Genomic DNA, 20,094 nt, shown 5'->3' with positions numbered 1-20,094 from the left:
ACTTTCCGCCCGAAAAGCCGGGCCGCCACAGCGGCCCACCCGCTTGACGCTCGACTGATGCACCCAACATCACCGCGAAGAAACCTCGACATTCGGCTCATGGATGACTTTGAACGAACGCGCTTACCCGGCGCTCCTCGAGTTTCTGCGCACGCTCTAGCAAAGAAGAGAGTTAATCCGAATATGCCCACCCGCTCGAAGATCATCTACACCTTCACCGACGAAGCTCCCGCCCTCGCCACCTATTCGCTGCTGCCTATCGTCGAAGCCTTCACCGCTTCGGCCGATATCACCGTCGAAACCCGCGATATCTCCCTGGCGGGGCGTATCCTGGCCAGCTTCCCCGAGCAACTGGGCGACAAAGCCGTAGCCGACCACCTCGCCGAACTGGGCGCCCTGGCCGTTACGCCTGAAGCCAACATCATCAAGCTGCCGAACATCAGCGCTTCGGTTCCGCAACTGCAAGCGGCGATCAAAGAACTGCAGGCCCAGGGCTATGCCCTGCCGGACTACCCGGAAACCATCACCAGCGATGCCGACAAAGAAGCCAAGGCCCGCTACGACAAGATCAAGGGCAGCGCGGTAAACCCGGTCCTGCGTGAAGGCAACTCCGACCGTCGCGCACCGTTGTCGGTCAAGAACTACGCGCGCAAGCACCCGCACAAAATGGGCGCCTGGGCCAAAGACTCCAAATCCCACGTCGCTCACATGAGCACCGGCGATTTCTACGGCAGCGAAAAAGCCGCTCTGATCGACGCCGCTGACGCTGTCAAAATCGAACTGATCGCTCAAGACGGCACTGCCACCGTCCTGAAAGAAAAAACCACCGTGCAAGCCGGTGAGATCCTCGATTGCGCCGTCATGAGCAAGAACGCCCTGCGCAGCTTCATTGCCGCCGAGATCGAAGACGCCAAGCAAAAAGGCGTGCTGCTGTCGGTCCACCTCAAAGCCACCATGATGAAGGTCTCCGACCCGATCATGTTCGGCCAGATCGTTGCCGAGTTCTATAAAGACGCACTGACCAAGCACGCTGACGTGCTGGCACAGATCGGCTTCAACCTGAACAACGGCATCGGCGACCTGTACGCTCGCATCAAGGCCCTGCCGGCCGAGCAACAAGCCGCGATCGAAGCTGACATCCAGGCGGTCTACGCTGTACGCCCTTCGCTGGCGATGGTCAACTCGGACAAAGGCATCACCAACCTGCACGTACCCAGCGACGTGATCGTCGACGCGTCGATGCCGGCCATGATCCGCGACTCCGGCAAAATGTGGGGCACCGACGGCCAACTGCACGACACCAAGGCCGTGATCCCGGATCGCTGCTACGCCACCATCTACCAGGCAGTCATCGAAGACTGCAAGGCCAATGGCGCTTTCGACCCAACCACCATGGGCAGTGTGCCCAACGTTGGCCTGATGGCGAAGAAAGCCGAAGAGTACGGCTCCCACGACAAGACCTTCCAAATCAAGGCCAATGGCGTGGTCCGCGTGACCGACAGCAAGGGCAACCTGCTGCTGGAGCAAGCGGTTGAAGCCGGCGACATCTTCCGCATGTGCCAGACCAAAGACGCGCCGATCCAGGACTGGGTCAAGCTGGCCGTCAACCGTGCTCGCGCAAGCAGCACCCCGGCAATCTTCTGGCTGGACCCAATGCGCGCCCACGACGGCGTGGTGATCGAGAAAGTTCAGGCCTACCTGAAGGATCACGACACCAGCGGCCTGGACATCCGCATCATGTCGCCTGTCGACGCGATGACCTTCACCCTCGCCCGCACCCGCGAAGGCAAGGACACCATCTCGGTGACCGGCAACGTATTGCGCGACTACCTGACCGACCTGTTCCCGATCATGGAACTGGGCACCAGCGCCAAGATGCTGTCGATCGTACCGCTGATGAACGGTGGCGGCCTGTTCGAAACCGGCGCCGGTGGCTCGGCGCCGAAGCACGTGCAACAACTGCTGGAAGAGAACTTCCTGCGCTGGGATTCGCTGGGTGAGTTCCTGGCCCTGGCCGCCTCCCTTGAGCATTTGGGTGTGAACTACAACAACCCGAAAGCCTTGGTGCTGTCCAAGACCCTGGACCAGGCCACTGGCCAGTTCCTGGACAACAACAAGTCGCCATCGCGCAAAGTCGGCAACATCGACAACCGCGGCAGCCACTTCTACCTGGCGCTGTACTGGGCCCAGGCCCTGGCCGCCCAGACTGAAGATAGCGCACTGCAAGCGCAGTTCAGCCAACTGGCCAAGACCCTGACCGAGAACGAGGCGACCATCGTTGCCGAGCTCAACGCCGTCCAGGGCAAGCCAGTGGACATCGGCGGTTACTACCACGCCAATGCCGAGCTGATCAGCAAGGCCATGCGCCCAAGCAACACCTTCAACACGGCGATTGCTGCGCTGGTGTAAGGTTGTAAGGGAACATCACAAGCCCCGGCCCCGTGCCGGGGTTTGTGTTTCTGGCGCCCCTGTGGGAGCGAGCCTGCTCGCGATAACGGTTTATCATCCAACACCGATATTGACTGACCCACCGCGTTCGCGAGCAGGCTCCCTCCCACCAGGGCCCGCCTTTCAGCCATCAAGTCCGAGGATATTCCATGACCTGGCAACCCCACATCACCGTCGCCACGATCGTCGAAGACAACGGCCGCTTCCTGATGGTCGAGGAGCTCAAGCACGGGCGAATCGTCCTCAACCAACCGGCCGGGCACCTTGACCCCAACGAAACCCTGACCGAAGCCGCCGTACGCGAAACCCTCGAAGAAACCGGCTGGGACGTCGAGCCCACCGGCGTGGTGGGTATTTACCTCTACACAGCCCCGAGCAACGGCGTGACCTACCAAAGGGTCTGCTTCATTGCCCAAGCAATCAAACATCACCCGGACTATCAACTGGACGACGGCATCGTCGGCGCCAAGTGGCTGACGCGAGACGAGTTGCTGGCCCAACGCGACCACTGGCGTAGCGAGCTGATCATCCGCTGCATCGACGATTACCTGGACGGCAAACGCTTCAGTCTCGAACTGATCCGACCTTCTCTTTAGCCTTGAGGCCGCCAGCCTGATAGAATCGCGTCCTTTTTCAAGACACTCATTAAACTCCTATGCGTGATCCAGCCCCTTCTGACACCCCAAAGAAGCGCGTCATTGTCGGCATGTCCGGCGGCGTGGACTCTTCCGTTTCCGCCGTTCTGCTCATCGAGCAGGGCTACCAGGTGGAAGGCCTGTTCATGAAGAACTGGGAAGAGGACGATGGAACGGACTACTGCACTGCCATGGATGACCTGGCCGACGCCCAGGCCGTGTGCGACAAGATTGGCATCAAGCTGCACACCGCCAACTTCGCCGCCGAATACTGGGACAACGTGTTCGAGCACTTCCTGGCCGAATACAAGGCCGGCCGCACGCCGAACCCGGACATCCTGTGTAACCGCGAAATCAAGTTCAAGGCGTTCCTCGACTACGCCATGATGCTCGGCGCCGACCTGATTGCCACCGGCCACTACGTGCGTCGCCGCGACATCGATGGCCGCACGGAGCTGCTCAAGGGCCTGGATCCGAACAAGGACCAGAGTTACTTCCTCCACGCCGTCGGCGGCGAGCAGATTGCCAAGACTCTGTTCCCGGTGGGCGAGCTGGAGAAGCCTGAAGTCCGCGCGATTGCCGAGAAACACGACCTGGCGACGGCCAAGAAGAAGGACTCCACCGGCATCTGCTTTATTGGCGAACGGCGCTTCAGCGACTTCCTGAAACAGTACCTGCCCGCCCAGCCCGGCGAAATCAAGACCACCGAAGGTGAGGTGATCGGCCGCCATCACGGCCTGATGTACCACACCATCGGCCAGCGCCAGGGCCTGGGCATTGGCGGCCTGAAAGACGCCAGCGACGAGCCGTGGTACGTGCTGGTCAAGGACCTGGAGCACAACGAACTGATCGTCGGCCAGGGCAACAACCATCCGTGGCTGTTCTCCGGCGCCCTGCTCGCTTCCGAGATCTATTGGGTCAACCCCATCGACCTGAGCGAACCACGTCGCCTGAGCGCGAAAGTGCGCTATCGCCAGAGTGACCAAGCGTGCACCCTGGAGAAAACCGCTACCGGCTACCGCGCCACCTTCGATGACCCGCAACGCGCGGTCACCCCAGGTCAATCGGTGGTGTTCTACGACGGCGAAATCTGCCTGGGCGGCGGTGTCATCGAAGTCGCAGAGCCCTGGAGCAGCAAGGCATGAGCCCTACTCAGGAACAACTGACGGCACTGGGCGGCGTGTTTCTGGCCGCCGTGCTGGTGGACCGGATCGCCAAGACCGGCCAGGTCAGTGAAGCCAGCATGGCCTGCATGCTCGGCAGCCTGCTGATCGTCGACCCCAAGAACACCCTGGAAGTCTACGGTGGCGACGACATCAGCCTGCGTGAAGGCTATCGCGCACTGATTGGCGCCCTCGAACGCGACCCGAACACCCTGCAGCGCGAACCCTTGCGCTACGCCCTGTCAATGCTCGGCCTTGAGCGGCAACTGGCCAAGCGCACGGACCTGCTGGAAGTGATCGGCAAGCGCCTGCCACAGATCCAGTCCCAGGTTGAACACTTCGGCCCCGCCCACGAAAACGTGATCGCGGCCGCAGGCGCGCTGTACCAGGACACCCTCAGCACCCTGCGCCAACGCATCCAGGTGCATGGCGACATGCGCAACCTGCAGCAACCCAGCAATGCCTCGAAAATCCGCGCCCTGTTGCTGGCCGGGATTCGCTCGGCACGCCTGTGGCGGCAATTGGGCGGCCATCGCTGGCAGTTGGTGATCAGCCGCCGCAAATTGCTCAAAGAGCTTTACCCATTGATGCGCAACGAGTAAGTCGCCTCAAGAGATCGATACACCGCGTCAGGCGTAATACGCCGGTCAGTTGGCAACGGACCGGCGAATTTTTTCATGTATGATATGCGCCCCATTTCGTTGCCCGACTGTCCGAGAACACCCCATGCAGCTTTCTTCGCTCACTGCGGTTTCCCCTGTTGACGGCCGCTACGCCGGCAAAACCCAGGCCCTGCGCCCTATTTTCAGCGAATACGGCCTGATCCGTGCTCGCGTCCTGGTTGAAGTGCGCTGGCTCCAGCGCCTGGCCGCCCACGTTGCTATCCCGGAAGTGCCAGCCTTTTCCGCCGAGGCCAACGCCGTTCTCAATGAACTGGCGGAAAACTTCTCCCTGGAGCACGCCGAGCGCGTCAAAGAAATCGAGCGCACCACCAATCACGACGTCAAAGCCATCGAGTACTTGCTCAAAGAGCAAGCGGCCAAGCTGCCAGAACTGGCCAACGTCAGCGAGTTCATCCACTTCGCCTGCACCAGCGAGGACATCAACAACCTGTCCCACGCCCTGATGCTGCGCGAAGGCCGCGATGAAGTGATGCTGCCGCTGATGCGCCAAACCGCCGAGGCGATCCGCGAACTGGCGATCCGCTTCGCCGACGTTCCGATGCTGTCGCGCACCCACGGCCAACCGGCTTCGCCGACCACCCTGGGCAAAGAGCTGGCCAACGTGGTTTACCGACTGGAGCGCCAGATCGCCCAGGTCGCCGCCGTGCCGCTGCTGGGCAAGATCAACGGCGCCGTAGGCAACTACAACGCCCACCTGTCGGCCTACCCGCAGATCGACTGGGAAGCCAACGCCCGCGCCTTCATCGAAGACGAACTGGGCTTGGGCTTCAACCCGTACACCACGCAAATCGAGCCCCACGACTACATTGCCGAGCTGTTCGATGCGATTGCGCGCTTCAACACCATCCTGATCGACTTCGATCGCGATATCTGGGGCTACATCTCCCTGGGCTATTTCAAGCAGCGCACCATTGCCGGCGAAATCGGTTCCTCGACCATGCCGCACAAGGTCAACCCGATCGACTTCGAAAACTCCGAAGGCAACCTGGGGATCGCCAACGCCCTGTTCCAGCACCTGGCCAGCAAACTGCCGATCTCTCGCTGGCAGCGTGACCTGACCGACTCCACCGTACTGCGCAACCTCGGCGTGGGTTTTGCCCATAGCGTGATCGCGTACGAAGCCAGCCTCAAGGGCATCAGCAAGCTTGAGTTGAATGCTCAGAAAATCGCTGCTGACCTGGACGCTTGCTGGGAAGTACTGGCCGAGCCGATCCAGACGGTGATGCGCCGCTACAACATCGAGAACCCGTACGAAAAACTCAAAGAGCTGACCCGCGGCAAGGGCATCAGCCCCGAAGCGCTGCAGACGTTCATCGATGGATTGGACATGCCTGCCGAGGCCAAGGCCGAGCTGAAACTGCTCACCCCGGCCAACTACATCGGCAACGCTGTCGAGCAAGCCCGACGTATCTGATCGACCGCTGACCCGTTTGAGACGCCCGGCCGCGCCGGGCGTTTTTATTCCCGTCTGAAAAGTGCTTTTTTTCAATAGGTTACACATGAATCCTGACATTCCTCTTCAACTCTTGGGCGGCATCACGGCACGGGAATTCCTGCGCGACTACTGGCAGAAGAAACCCCTGCTGATCCGCCAGGCGATTCCTGACTTCGAAAGCCCGATCGATGCCGACGAACTGGCCGGCCTGGCGCTGGAAGAAGAAGTCGAATCGCGCCTGGTGATCGAGCATGGCGAGCGCCCTTGGGAATTGCGTCGCGGCCCATTCGCCGAAGACGAATTCAGCAAGCTGCCAGAGCGCGAGTGGACCCTGCTGGTGCAGGCCGTCGACCAGTTCGTCCCGGAAGTCAGCGAACTGCTGGAAAACTTTCGCTTCCTGCCAAGCTGGCGCATCGATGACGTGATGATGAGCTTCGCCGCCCCAGGCGGCAGCGTTGGCCCACATTTCGACAACTACGACGTGTTCCTGCTGCAAGGCCATGGCCAGCGCAGCTGGAAGATCGGCCAGATGTGCGACTCCGAGAGCCCGCTGCTGCAACACGCCGACCTGCGCATCCTGGCCGACTTCGAAGGCACGGACGAATGGGTTCTGGAACCGGGCGACATGCTGTACCTGCCACCGCGCCTGGCCCACTGGGGCGTAGCCGTCGATAACTGCCTGACCTACTCGGTGGGCTTCCGCGCTCCGAGTGCCGCTGAAGTGCTGACCCACTTCACCGACTTCCTCAGCCAATTCCTGCCTGACGAAGAGCGCTACACCGACGCCGACGCGCAACCTGTCGTCGACCCGCACCAGATCCAGCACGACGCACTCGATCGCCTCAAGAGCCTGCTGGCCGAGCACATGAGCGACGAACGCCTGCTGCTGACCTGGTTCGGCCAGTTCATGACCGAACCGCGCTACCCTGAGCTGGTAGCCGGCCCCGAAGACCTCGCCGAAGACGACGTGCTGAACGCGCTGGAACAAGGCGCGGTGCTGATTCGCAACCCAAGCGCACGCATGGCCTGGTCCGAAGTGGACGACGACCTGCTGCTGTTCGCCAGCGGCCAGAGCCGTTACCTACCGGGTAAACTGCGTGAACTGTTGAAGATGATTTGCGCTGCCGACGCACTGCACGTCGACAACCTTGGCCAGTGGCTGAGCGACGAAGACGGCCGTGGCCTGCTGTGCGAACTGGTCAAGCAAGGAAGCCTGGGGTTTGCTGATGAATAGAATTCACGTAGGTGTCGCAGACTGGCAAAAGGATAACGCCGAGATCCGGCGCATTCGTGAAGCGGTGTTCATTGCCGAGCAATCGGTCCCGCCTGAATTGGAATGGGATGCAGACGACGCTAGCGCCGTGCACTTCCTCGCCCTTGAAGGCGACTTTCCGATAGGCACCGCCCGCCTGCTGCCCGACGGCCATATCGGCCGGGTTTCGGTGCTCAAGGATTGGCGCGGTCTGAAGGTGGGTGATGCCTTGATGCAAGCGGTTATCCTTGAAGCCGAGAAACGCGGGCTCAAGCAGCAGATGCTCAGCGCGCAGGTTCATGCCACGCCGTTTTATGAGCGACTGGGCTTCAAGATCGTCAGCGAGGAGTTCCTGGAAGCAGGGATTCCGCACGTTGACATGGTGCGCAACTCGGCTTGAACCCGAGTCGCTGCGTCTTCGCGAGCAGGCTCGCTCTCACAAAGTTCGTGCACGACTCTGTGGAAGCAAGACCGCTCGCGATAGCCACCTGAAGAACACCACAAAACGCCCCGCCATCCACCGATGCCGGGGCGTTTTGCCGTCTACGATTCAACTTGCGCCATCGCCGGCCGACAAACTGGCACTATCAAGCTTTGAACGCGGAGATAACGGACATGTCCCTACGCACCCTGCTCACCACGCTACTGCTGAGCTGCAGTTTTTCGCTCATGGCCGCGACCGAGGTGGTGCCGCTCAACAACCGCACCAGCGCCGACCTGCTGCCGGTGGCACAGAACTTCATTGGCAAGGATGGCACCGTCAGCGCCTACGAAAACAAATTGATCGTCAACGCCGATCCCGCCAAGATCGACGAACTTAAAGCCCTTCTCGGCCAACTCGACACCGCTCCCAAGCGCCTGCTGATCACCATCGACACCCGCGGGGACAATCAACAGGACAGCGGCGACCAACAGGCCCGGACCATCCACTACAGCACCGCCAGCCGCGAAGGCGGCACCCAGCAGATTCAGGCCAGCGAAGGCGTTCCCGCCCTGATCCAGACCGGCCAGAGCGTACCGCTCACCAACGTCCAGACCGACACCTACGGGCGCCTGCAAAGCCAGACCGAGTACCGCAATGTCACCCAAGGTTTCTACGTCACCGCCAGCGTCACCGGCGACACTGTGCACCTGGCCATCAGCACCAATCGTGACCGCATGAGCCAGGAACGCCCCGATGTAGTGGACGTGCAAAGTACCGACACACGTGTCAGCGGTCGTCTTGGCGAGTGGATCACCCTGGCCGGCATCAACCGCCAGAACCAGGCCGACAAATCGGGTACGACGCGCTACTACGGGACTCAGGGCCGAGATGACATGACCCTGAAGGTCAAGGTCGAGACCCTGGACTAATCCACCGAATACTGACTGGCGAGTCGCAGCCGAGCAAATATGTAGTGCTTCAAAAAAAGCACTACAAAACATTTGACGCGTCAAAAAAGCAAAGGCATGATGGCCTCGCTCCCGCTAATCAGGGGCCCTGGCAAGGGCCTTCGGATCGCCGCTCTCACCTTATCGACCTGAGCCGATTCGTGTCTGTACCGCCCACAAGGTGTGTTTGACGAGGTTGCGACTGGAACGAAGTTGTCCCGAGGGACGGAAGCGTAATAGGTAGCCCGGCAACACACTGATGATCGTATAAAGGCCCACGATGCCCGAATGCGCCCAGCAGTTCGCCTGTACCTGCTCAGCTTTCATCCTCGAGCCCATCGTTCATCCCGTCGCCCTCCCCGTTGAACCCGACTTGAGCGCCTAAGCCTCTGGTCAGCGAGCAGCCGCCTCCCACGCACCGAATACGTGGTTGGCTACGGAATTTTCCACCAAGACCTATGCGACGAGGTTTATCTCCATGGCACTGACACGCGAACAGCAAATTGCAGCCCTCGAAAAAGACTGGGCTGAAAACCCACGCTGGAAAGGCGTGACACGCGATTACTCCGCTGCTGACGTGGTCCGCCTGCGCGGCTCGGTTCAACCCGAGCACACCTTTGCAAAAATGGGTGCCGACAAGCTGTGGAAACTGGTGACACAGGGCGCACACCCGTCCTTCCGTCCTGAAAAAGACTTCGTCAACTGCATGGGTGCCCTGACCGGCGGCCAGGCAGTTCAACAGGTTAAAGCCGGCATCCAGGCTATCTACCTGTCGGGCTGGCAAGTGGCGGCAGACAACAACTCTGCCGAATCCATGTACCCCGACCAGTCGCTGTACCCGGTGGATTCCGTTCCAACCGTGGTCAAGCGCATCAACAACTCGTTCCGTCGCGCCGACCAGATCCAGTGGAAAGCCGGCAAGAACCCGGGCGACCAGGGTTACATCGACTACTTCGCGCCAATCGTGGCTGACGCCGAAGCCGGTTTCGGCGGCGTTCTGAACGCTTACGAACTGATGAAAAGCATGATCGAAGCAGGCGCCGCCGGCGTTCACTTCGAAGATCAGTTGGCCTCGGTTAAGAAATGCGGCCACATGGGCGGCAAGGTACTGGTTCCAACCCAGGAAGCCGTACAAAAGCTGACCGCTGCTCGTCTGGCAGCTGACGTTGCTGGCACGCCGACCATCATCCTGGCCCGTACCGACGCCAACGCGGCTGACCTGTTGACCTCTGATTGCGACCCGTACGACCAGCCATTCGTGACTGGCGAGCGCACCAAGGAAGGTTTCTACAAAGTACGCGCCGGCCTGGACCAGGCTATCGCTCGCGGCCTGGCCTACGCGCCGTACGCCGACCTGATCTGGTGCGAAACTGCCAAGCCAGACCTGGACGAAGCCCGTCGCTTCGCCGAAGCGATCAAAAAGGAATACCCGGACCAACTGCTGTCGTACAACTGCTCGCCTTCCTTCAACTGGAAGAAAAACCTGGACGACGCGACCATCGCCAAGTTCCAGCGCGAACTGTCCGCCATGGGCTACAAGCACCAATTCATCACCCTGGCCGGCATTCACAACATGTGGCACAGCATGTTCAACCTGGCGCACGACTACGCCCGCAACGACATGACTGCCTACGTGAAGCTGCAAGAGCAGGAATTCGCTGACGCCGCCAAGGGTTACACCTTCGTGGCTCACCAGCAGGAAGTGGGCACCGGCTACTTCGACGACATGACCACCGTGATCCAGGGTGGCTCGTCCTCGGTAACCGCACTGACCGGTTCGACTGAAGAAGAACAGTTCCACTGATCGACTTCGCTGAGACAACAGCCGCTGCGGACTGAGTAAAAAGCTAACCGCAGCGCTGCACCTCTGATGCCCCGACTGGTTCGGGGCGTTTTTTTTGCGCCTGATTTCTCATGACCATGAAAACCCGTGGGAGCGAGCCTGCTCGCGAAGCGGCCGCCACCTCCGGCACAGGTGCTGTCTGACAGATCGCGTTCGCGAGCAGGCTCGCTCCCACAGGGAATGGAGTGCGACTGGAAAACTTTGATCCAGAGCACGACCGCCACCCGAAAAATCGGTTAAAAACCACCCCGCCGCTACTTGCAGTAACGCCCATGTAAGACAACTACCCAACTTCCCACGGCGCAAACAGTTTAATTCTCACGCCAAACAATATTGATTATCATTTAGCAAGGGTTATATTCGTTACATCCTCTACAAAACATAATTGGCGAAATGCCGGCTAATGCCCATGGGCCAAGGGCCACAGGGCTTCGAGGTGGTGCTATGTCCTTATTCTTATAAATAATTTCGCCATAGGAATTTTACTTGCAGGGTGTTTAGCCATAAAATCACCGCGATTGATTGCGCTGCGACATATCGTCACTGCTTTATTTTTTTATCAAGCTCAGAGACCCTTGCTCTCTGTTAAGGATTACCAGCATGCCCGAAGCGACAGGACTCATGGCCCACAACTGGGGCTTTGCCATTTTCCTTCTAGGCGTAGTCGGCCTTTGCGCTTTCATGCTCGGCGTCTCCAGCCTCCTCGGGTCAAAAGCCTGGGGCCGCAGCAAAAACGAACCGTTCGAGTCCGGCATGCTACCTACAGGTGGCGCCCGCTTGCGGCTCTCAGCCAAATTCTATCTGGTCGCGATGCTCTTCGTGATCTTCGATATCGAAGCCCTCTTTCTCTTTGCATGGTCTGTGTCTGTCCGCGAAAGCGGCTGGACCGGATTCGTCGAAGCTCTCGTTTTCATAGCAATTCTGTTGGCAGGCCTTGTCTACCTATTCCGAGTGGGTGCCCTTGACTGGGCTCCGGAAGCTCGTCGTAAGCGGCAAGCGAAGCTGAAACAATGAGGCTTTGGCAATGCAATACAATCTCACCAGGATCGACCCGGATGCTCCTAACGAGCAGTACCCGATCGGCGAGCGGGAAACCGTTTCCGATCCGTTAGAAGATCAAGTCCACAAAAACATCTACATGGGCAAGCTCGAAGACGTGCTGAACGGCGCGGTCAACTGGGGGCGTAAGAACTCCCTGTGGCCGTACAACTTCGGCCTTTCGTGCTGCTACGTGGAAATGACCACCGCCTTCACGGCGCCCCACGACATCGCACGCTTCGGCGCCGAGGTTATCCGGGCATCGCCGCGCCAGGCGGATTTCATGGTTATCGCCGGCACCTGCTTCATCAAGATGGCGCCGATCATTCAGCGTCTCTACGAGCAAATGCTCGAGCCGAAGTGGGTTATCTCCATGGGTTCGTGCGCCAACTCCGGCGGCATGTACGACATCTACTCCGTGGTTCAAGGGGTGGACAAGTTCTTGCCGGTGGACGTCTACGTGCCTGGCTGCCCGCCCCGCCCTGAAGCTTTCCTGCAAGGCCTGATGCTGTTGCAGGAGTCGATTGGCCAGGAGCGTCGCCCACTGTCCTGGGTCGTTGGCGATCAAGGCGTTTATCGCGCCGAGATGCCTTCGCAGAAGGAACAGCGCCGCGAACAGCGAATCGCAGTCACCAACCTGCGCAGCCCCGACGAAGTCTGATCCAGAACTGTTCCTGCAAAGAAACAAGAAGCTGGTTTCATTCTTTACGTTGACCGAAAGCGATAAATAACCATGACTACAGGCAGTGCTCTGTACATCCCGCCTTACAAGGCAGACGACCAGGATGTGGTCGTCGAACTGAACAACCGTTTTGGCCCCGAGGCGTTTACCGCCCAGCCTACTCGCACCGGCATGCCGGTGCTTTGGGTTGCCCGGGCCAAGCTGGTCGAAGTCCTGACCTTCCTGCGCAACCTGCCCAAGCCGTACGTCATGCTCTATGACCTGCATGGCGTGGACGAGCGTCTGCGTACCAAGCGCCAGGGCTTGCCGAGCGGCGTCGACTTCACCGTGTTCTATCACCTGATGTCGCTGGAACGTAACAGCGATGTGATGATCAAGGTTGCCCTGTCCGAGAGCGACCTCAGCATTCCGACCGTGACCGGTATCTGGCCCAACGCCAACTGGTACGAGCGCGAAGTGTGGGACATGTTCGGCATCGACTTCCCCGGCCACCCGCACCTGTCGCGCATCATGATGCCGCCGACCTGGGAAGGTCACCCGCTGCGCAAGGACTTCCCGGCCCGCGCCACCGAATTCGATCCGTTCAGCCTGACCCTGGCCAAGCAACAGCTTGAGGAAGAAGCCGCGCGCTTCAAGCCTGAAGACTGGGGCATGAAGCGCTCGGGCGCCAACGAGGACTACATGTTCCTCAACCTGGGCCCGAACCACCCTTCGGCCCACGGCGCGTTCCGCATCATCCTGCAGCTGGACGGCGAAGAGATCGTCGACTGCGTGCCAGACGTCGGCTACCACCACCGTGGTGCCGAGAAGATGGCCGAGCGTCAGTCCTGGCACAGCTTCATCCCGTACACCGACCGTATCGACTACCTCGGCGGCGTGATGAACAACCTGCCGTACGTGCTCTCGGTCGAGAAGCTGGCCGGCATCAAGGTGCCCGAGAAGGTCGACACCATCCGCATCATGATGGCCGAGTTCTTCCGCATCACCAGCCACCTGCTGTTCCTGGGGACCTATATCCAGGACGTGGGAGCCATGACGCCGGTGTTCTTCACCTTCACCGACCGCCAAAAAGCCTACAAGGTGATCGAGGCCATCACGGGCTTCCGCCTGCACCCGGCCTGGTATCGCATCGGCGGTGTGGCCCACGACCTGCCGCGTGGCTGGGAACGCCTGGTCAAGGAATTCATCGACTGGATGCCCAAGCGCCTGGACGAGTACCAGAAAGCCGCACTGGACAACAGCATCCTCAAGGGTCGGACCATTGGCGTCGCTGCCTACAACACCAAAGAGGCCCTGGAATGGGGCGTCACCGGTGCCGGCCTGCGTTCCACCGGTTGCGATTTCGACCTGCGCAAGGCGCGCCCGTACTCCGGCTACGAGAACTTCGAATTCGAAGTACCGCTGGCGGCCAACGGCGATGCCTACGACCGTTGCATCGTGCGTGTCGAAGAAATGCGCCAGAGCCTGAAGATCATCGAACAGTGCATGCGCAACATGCCGGAAGGACCGTACAAGGCGGATCACCCGCTGACCACGCCGCCACCCAAAGAGCGCACGCTGCAGCACATCGAGACCCTGATCACGCACTTCCTGCAAGTTTCGTGGGGCCCGGTCATGCCGGCCAACGAATCCTTCCAGATGATCGAAGCGACCAAGGGCATCAACAGTTACTACCTGACGAGCGATGGCGGCACCATGAGCTACCGCACCCGGATTCGCACCCCAAGCTTCCCGCACTTGCAGCAGATCCCTTCGGTGATCAAAGGCGAGATGGTCGCGGACTTGATTGCGTACCTGGGTAGCATCGATTTCGTTATGGCCGACGTGGACCGCTAAGCATGAATAGCACGCTTATCCAGACAGACCGTTTCACCTTGAGTGAAACCGAGCGCTCGGCCATCGAGCACGAGCTGCATCATTACGAAGACCCGCGCGCGGCGTCGATCGAAGCCCTGAAGATCGTCCAGAAGGAACGTGGCTGGGTGCCCGACGGCGCCTTGTACGCCATCGGCGAGATCCTCGGCATCCCGGCCAGCGACGTTGAAGGCGTGGCGACGTTCTACAGCCAGATCTTCCGCCAGCCCGTTGGCCGCCACATCATTCGCGTCTGCGACAGCATGGTCTGCTACATCGGTGGCCACGAGTCGGTGGTCAGCGAAATCCAGAGCAAGCTGGGCATTGGCCTGGGCCAGACCACCGCCGACGGTCGTTTCACCCTGCTGCCTGTCTGCTGCCTCGGCAACTGCGACAAGGCACCGGCGTTGATGATCGACGACGACACTTTCGGTGACGTACAGCCTGCTGGCGTCGCCAAACTGTTGGAGGGCTACGTATGACCCTGACTTCCTTCGGCCCCGCCAACCGCATCCAGCGCTCGCCAGAGACTCACCCTCTGACCTGGCGCCTGCGTGACGATGGCGAGGCTGTGTGGCTCGACGAGTACCAGGCCAAGAACGGCTACGCCGCTGCACGCAAGGCGTTTGCCGACATGGCCCAGGACGATATCGTCCAGACCGTCAAGGACGCCGGCCTCAAGGGCCGTGGCGGCGCAGGCTTCCCCACGGGCGTGAAGTGGGGCCTGATGCCCAAGGACGAGTCCATCGACATCCGCTACCTGCTGTGCAACGCGGATGAAATGGAGCCCAACACCTGGAAAGACCGCATGCTGATGGAGCAATTGCCCCATCTGCTGATCGAAGGCATGCTGATCAGTGCCCGCGCACTGAAGACCTACCGTGGCTACATCTTCCTGCGGGGCGAGTACACCACCGCCGCCAAGCACCTCAACCGTGCCGTGGAAGAAGCCAAGGCCGCGGGCCTGCTGGGCAAGAACATCCTGGGCAGCGGCTTCGATTTCGAGCTGTTCGTCCACACCGGCGCCGGGCGTTACATCTGCGGTGAAGAAACCGCATTGATCAACTCCCTCGAAGGCCGTCGCGCCAACCCGCGCTCCAAGCCGCCCTTCCCGGCCGCCGTTGGCGTGTGGGGCAAGCCGACCTGCGTGAACAACGTCGAGACCCTGTGCAACGTGCCGGCGATCATCGGCGACGGCGTGGAGTGGTACAAATCGTTGGCCCGGGCCGGCAGTGAAGACATGGGCACCAAGCTCATGGGCTTCTCCGGCAAGGTCAAGAACCCGGGCCTGTGGGAATTGCCGTTCGGCGTCACCGGTCGCGAGTTGTTCGAGGACTACGCCGGCGGCATGCGCGACGGCTACACCCTCAAGGCCTGGCAGCCAGGCGGCGCCGGTACCGGCTTCCTGCTCCCCGAGCACCTCGACGCACAAATGTACGCTGGCGGTATCGCCAAGGTGGGCACCCGCATGGGTACCGGCCTGGCCATGGCCGTGGACAACACCGTGAACATGGTGTCGTTGCTGCGCAACATGGAGCAGTTCTTCGCCCGCGAGTCGTGCGGTTTCTGCACCCCTTGCCGCGATGGCTTGCCCTGGAGCGTCAAGCTGTTGATGGCGATCGAGAACGGCGAAGGCCAGCCCGGCGATATCGAGACCCTGCTGGGTCTGGTCGGCTTCCTCGGCCCAGGCAAGACCTTCTGTGCTCACGCACCGGGCGCCGTGGAGCCATTGGGCAGCGCAATCAAATACTTCCGTCCAGAGTTCGAAGCCGGCATCGCGCCTACCAGCGCCGCCGTCCCGCCCCTGGCAAGGCCGATCGTAGTCGGCGCATAACGTTTAAACAGGCGAAGGGCCCGTGCCCTTCGCCTTCTCGTGTGATGACGCCGCAAGCGGCTGTGTTGATTCGCGCGAACAACAAGATTCCATTAGCCACGCCCGCTGACACCGGGCCAACGAAGAACTTTGAACCATGGCCACTATCCACGTAGACGGCAAAGAGCTCGAAGTCGATGGGGCAGACAACCTGTTACAGGCATGTCTGTCGCTAGGCCTCGATATCCCGTATTTCTGCTGGCACCCTGCCCTTGGCAGCGTTGGCGCTTGCCGCCAGTGCGCGGTCAAGCAGTACACCGACGAGAACGACACCCGTGGTCGGATCGTCATGTCCTGCATGACGCCAGCCACCGACGGCACCTGGATCTCCATCGAAGATGAAGAGTCCAAGGCCTTTCGCGCCAGCGTCGTTGAATGGTTGATGACCAACCACCCGCACGACTGCCCTGTGTGCGAGGAAGGCGGTCACTGCCACCTGCAAGACATGACGGTCATGACCGGCCACAACGAGCGTCGCTATCGCTTCACCAAGCGCACGCACCAGAACCAGCAACTGGGCCCGTTCATTTCCCACGAAATGAACCGCTGCATCGCCTGCTACCGCTGCGTACGCTTCTATAAAGACTACGCCGGCGGCACCGACCTGGGCGTATTCGGCGCCCACGACAACGTGTACTTCGGTCGCGTTGAAGACGGCACCCTGGAAAGCGAGTTCTCCGGCAACCTCACCGAGGTCTGCCCGACCGGTGTGTTCACCGACAAGACTCACTCCGAGCGCTACAACCGCAAATGGGACATGCAGTTCTCGCCGAGCATCTGCCATGGCTGCTCCAGCGGTTGCAACATCTCCCCGGGCGAGCGCTACGGTGAACTGCGCCGGATCGAAAACCGCTACAACGGTTCGGTGAACCAGTACTTCCTGTGCGACCGTGGCCGTTTCGGCTATGGCTATGTCAACCGTGAAGACCGCCCTCGCCAACCGCTGTTGGCCAACGGCGCGAAACTGAGCCTGGACGAAGCACTGGACAAGGCCGCCGAGCTGCTGCGCGGACGTAACATCGTCGGCATCGGTTCGCCCCGCGCCAGCCTCGAAAGCAACTACGCGTTGCGCGAACTGGTCGGTGCCGAGCACTTCTACAGCGGCATCGAAGCCGATGAGCTGGAGCGCATCCGCCTGGTCTTGCAAGTGCTGAACGACAGCCCGCTGCCCGTTCCGAATATGCGTGACATCGAAGACCACGACGCGATCTTTGTCCTGGGTGAAGACCTGACCCAGACCGCCGCGCGCATGGCCCTGGCCCTGCGCCAGTCGGTCAAGGGCAAGGCCGAAGACATGGCCGACGCGATGCGCGTCCAGCCGTGGCTCGACGCTGCCGTGAAGAACATCGGCCAGAACGCGCTGAACCCGCTGTTCATCGCCAGCCTGGCTGACACCAAGCTCGACGATATCGCCGAAGAATGCGTACACGCCGCACCTGACGACCTGGCCCGCATCGGTTTCGCCGTGGCCCACGCCCTCGACGTCAGCGCCCCGGCCGTTGAAGGCCTGGACAGCGACGCCCTGGCCCTGGCCAAGCGTATCGCCGACGCCCTGCTGGCAGCCAAGCGCCCACTGATCATCGCCGGCACCTCACTGGGTTCCAAGGCCCTGATCGAAGCCGCTGCCAACATCGCCAAGGCCCTCAAGCTGCGCGAGAAGAACGGTTCCATCAGCCTGATCGTGCCGGAAGCCAACAGCCTCGGCTTGGCCATGCTCGGTGGCGAATCGGTGGATGCTGCGCTGCAAGCCGTGATCGATGGCCAGGCCGATGCCATCGTCGTCCTGGAAAACGATCTGTACACCCGCACTGACTCGGCCAAGGTCGATGCAGCGCTGAACGCGGCCAAAGTACTGATCGTTGCCGACCACCAGAAAACCGCCACCAGCGATCGTGCGCACCTGGTCCTGCCAGCCGCCAGCTTCGCTGAAGGCGATGGCACCCTGGTCAGCCAGGAAGGCCGCGCCCAGCGCTTCTTCCAGGTATTCGACCCGAAATACATGGACGCCAGCATCCTGGTCCACGAAGGCTGGCGCTGGCTGCACGCCCTGCGCGCCACCTTGCTGAACCAGCCAATCGACTGGACCCAGCTCGACCACGCGACCGCTGCCGTTGCTTCGAGCACGCCGCAACTGGCGCGCATTGTCGACGCCGCGCCGTCCGCTGCGTTCCGCATCAAGGGCATGAAACTGGCCCGCGAACCGCTGCGTTATTCCGGTCGTACCGCCATGCGCGCCGACATCAGCGTGCATGAACCACGCACCCCGCAAGACAACGACACCGCGTTCGCCTTCTCCATGGAAGGTTACTCGGGCTCGGTCGAGCCGCGCCAACAAGTGCCGTTCGCCTGGTCGCCGGGTTGGAACTCGCCACAGGCCTGGAACAAGTTCCAGGACGAAGTCGGTGGTCATATCCGCGCTGGCGATCCGGGCACCCGCCTGATCGAAAGCCAGGGTGATTCGCTGAACTGGTTCGCCACCGTGCCTCGCGCTTTCAACCCGGCCCAGGGCACCTGGCAAGTGGTGCCGTTCTTCCACCTGTTCGGCAGTGAAGAGACCTCTTCCAAGGCCGCGCCGGTACAAGAGCGCATCCCGGCTGCCTACGTGGCACTGGCCAAGTCCGAAGCCGACCGCCTGGGCGTCAATGACGGCGCCCTGCTGAGTTTGAACGTAGCCGGCCAGACCCTGCGTCTGCCGCTGCGCATCAACGAAGAGCTGGGCGCAGGCCTGGTGGCATTGCCAGCCGGCCTGGCGGGCATTCCACCGGCGATCTTTGGCAAGTCCGTTGACGGTCTGCAGGAGGCAGCTCAATGACCTGGTTCACCCCTGAAGTGATCGACACCATCTTCGCGGTGGTCAAGGCCATCGTGATCCTGCTGGCGGTGGTTGTCGCGGGCGCGCTGCTCTCCTTCGTCGAGCGTCGCCTGTTGGGCTGGTGGCAGGACCGCTACGGTCCGAACCGCGTGGGCCCATTCGGCATGTTCCAGATCGCCGCCGACATGCTCAAGATGTTCTTCAAGGAAGACTGGACACCGCCGTTTGCCGACAAGGTGATCTTCACCCTGGCCCCGGTCGTGGCCATGAGCGCCTTGCTGATTGCCTTCGCAATCATCCCGATCACCCCGACCTGGGGCGTGGCGGACCTGAACATCGGCCTGCTGTTCTTCTTCGCCATGGCCGGCCTGTCGGTCTATGCGGTGCTGTTCGCCGGCTGGTCGAGCAACAACAAGTTCGCCCTGCTGGGTGCCTTGCGTGCCTCGGCCCAGACCGTGTCCTACGAAGTGTTCATGGGCCTGGCCCTGATGGGCATCGTGGTGCAGGTTGGCTCGTTCAACATGCGCGACATCGTCGAGTACCAGGCGCAGAACCTGTGGTTCATCATCCCGCAGTTCTTCGGTTTCTGTACCTTCTTCATCGCCGGCGTCGCCGTGACTCACCGTCACCCGTTCGACCAGCCGGAAGCAGAGCAGGAACTGGCTGACGGTTACCACATCGAATACGCCGGCATGAAATGGGGCATGTTCTTCGTCGGCGAGTACATCGGCATCATTCTGATCTCGGCGCTGCTGGTCACGCTGTTCTTCGGTGGCTGGCACGGTCCGTTCGGCATCCTGCCGCAACTGGCTTTCTTCTGGTTCGCATTGAAGACCGCGTTCTTCATCATGCTGTTCATCCTGCTGCGCGCCTCTATTCCGCGCCCGCGCTATGACCAGGTGATGGATTTCAGCTGGAGATTCTGCCTGCCGCTGACCCTGATCAATTTGCTGGTGACCGCTGCCGTTGTGTTGTTGAACACGCCTGCGGGCGCGGTTCAGTGAG

General features: G+C 61.0%; 16 protein-coding genes. All 16 read left to right on the top strand.

Annotated elements, in window-relative coordinates:
* Positions 1 to 183: 183 nt before the first annotated feature.
* The gene (locus tag BMW74_RS13950) at positions 184 to 2,409 is read left to right on the top strand and encodes an NADP-dependent isocitrate dehydrogenase (RefSeq protein ID WP_093421246.1); all 2,226 of its coding nucleotides are present in this window, start codon (positions 184 to 186) and stop codon (positions 2,407 to 2,409) included.
* 188 nt (positions 2,410 to 2,597) lie between these two features.
* Entirely contained in the window at positions 2,598 to 3,044 is a 447-nt protein-coding gene (locus tag BMW74_RS13945) for an NUDIX hydrolase (protein WP_093421241.1), read from the top strand.
* 59 nt (positions 3,045 to 3,103) lie between these two features.
* Positions 3,104 to 4,228 (top strand): tRNA 2-thiouridine(34) synthase MnmA, encoded by a 1,125-nt coding sequence (gene mnmA, locus BMW74_RS13940; protein WP_093421236.1) that lies wholly within the window; start codon positions 3,104 to 3,106, stop codon positions 4,226 to 4,228.
* Entirely contained in the window at positions 4,225 to 4,848 is a 624-nt protein-coding gene (gene hflD / locus BMW74_RS13935) for a high frequency lysogenization protein HflD (RefSeq protein ID WP_093421231.1), read from the top strand. The genes mnmA and hflD overlap by 4 nt, the downstream gene beginning before the upstream one ends.
* 124 nt (positions 4,849 to 4,972) lie before the next feature.
* Positions 4,973 to 6,343: an adenylosuccinate lyase gene (gene purB, locus BMW74_RS13930; protein WP_093421227.1), complete on the top strand. Its 1,371-nt coding sequence runs from the start codon at positions 4,973 to 4,975 to the stop codon at positions 6,341 to 6,343.
* Between the two features lie 85 nt (positions 6,344 to 6,428).
* Entirely contained in the window at positions 6,429 to 7,598 is a 1,170-nt protein-coding gene (locus BMW74_RS13925; protein ID WP_093421222.1) for a ribosomal protein uL16 3-hydroxylase, read from the top strand.
* Positions 7,591 to 8,016: a GNAT family N-acetyltransferase gene (locus BMW74_RS13920; protein ID WP_093421218.1), complete on the top strand. Its 426-nt coding sequence runs from the start codon at positions 7,591 to 7,593 to the stop codon at positions 8,014 to 8,016. Before BMW74_RS13925 ends, BMW74_RS13920 begins: the two co-directional genes overlap by 8 nt.
* 215 nt (positions 8,017 to 8,231) lie before the next feature.
* Complete coding sequence (locus BMW74_RS13915) at positions 8,232 to 8,969, top strand: secretin N-terminal domain-containing protein (protein WP_093421213.1); 738 nt, start codon at positions 8,232 to 8,234, stop codon at positions 8,967 to 8,969.
* A gap of 496 nt (positions 8,970 to 9,465) precedes the next feature.
* Positions 9,466 to 10,791, top strand: a complete 1,326-nt coding sequence (gene aceA, locus BMW74_RS13910) for an isocitrate lyase (protein WP_003446991.1) — start codon at positions 9,466 to 9,468, stop codon at positions 10,789 to 10,791.
* A gap of 639 nt (positions 10,792 to 11,430) precedes the next feature.
* A complete protein-coding gene (locus BMW74_RS13905) occupies positions 11,431 to 11,844 on the top strand; it encodes an NADH-quinone oxidoreductase subunit A (RefSeq protein ID WP_003223812.1) in 414 nt (137 codons plus the stop codon).
* A gap of 10 nt (positions 11,845 to 11,854) precedes the next feature.
* On the top strand, positions 11,855 to 12,529 hold the full coding sequence (locus BMW74_RS13900) for a NuoB/complex I 20 kDa subunit family protein (protein ID WP_093421209.1): 675 nt from the start codon (positions 11,855 to 11,857) through the stop codon (positions 12,527 to 12,529).
* A 72-nt stretch (positions 12,530 to 12,601) separates the two neighbouring features.
* The gene (gene nuoC / locus BMW74_RS13895) at positions 12,602 to 14,386 is read left to right on the top strand and encodes an NADH-quinone oxidoreductase subunit C/D (protein WP_093421204.1); all 1,785 of its coding nucleotides are present in this window, start codon (positions 12,602 to 12,604) and stop codon (positions 14,384 to 14,386) included.
* Positions 14,387 to 14,388: 2 nt separating this feature from the next.
* Entirely contained in the window at positions 14,389 to 14,886 is a 498-nt protein-coding gene (gene nuoE, locus BMW74_RS13890) for an NADH-quinone oxidoreductase subunit NuoE (protein WP_008020715.1), read from the top strand.
* Positions 14,883 to 16,238, top strand: a complete 1,356-nt coding sequence (nuoF, locus tag BMW74_RS13885) for an NADH-quinone oxidoreductase subunit NuoF (RefSeq protein ID WP_093421200.1) — start codon at positions 14,883 to 14,885, stop codon at positions 16,236 to 16,238. Before nuoE ends, nuoF begins: the two co-directional genes overlap by 4 nt.
* A gap of 136 nt (positions 16,239 to 16,374) precedes the next feature.
* Positions 16,375 to 19,089, top strand: a complete 2,715-nt coding sequence (gene nuoG, locus BMW74_RS13880) for an NADH-quinone oxidoreductase subunit NuoG (RefSeq protein WP_093421196.1) — start codon at positions 16,375 to 16,377, stop codon at positions 19,087 to 19,089.
* Positions 19,086 to 20,093 carry an NADH-quinone oxidoreductase subunit NuoH gene (gene nuoH / locus BMW74_RS13875; protein WP_093421191.1) on the top strand — a complete coding sequence of 336 codons (1,008 nt, stop codon included), beginning with the start codon at positions 19,086 to 19,088 and terminating at the stop codon, positions 20,091 to 20,093. The genes nuoG and nuoH overlap by 4 nt, the downstream gene beginning before the upstream one ends.
* Position 20,094: the final 1 nt, after the last annotated feature.

Source organism: Pseudomonas sp. ok272, assembly GCF_900109995.1.
Classification (GTDB): Bacteria; Pseudomonadota; Gammaproteobacteria; order Pseudomonadales; family Pseudomonadaceae; genus Aquipseudomonas.
The sequence above is the reverse complement of the archived record's forward strand: the minus strand, read 5'-3'. Positions and strand labels throughout refer to the sequence as shown.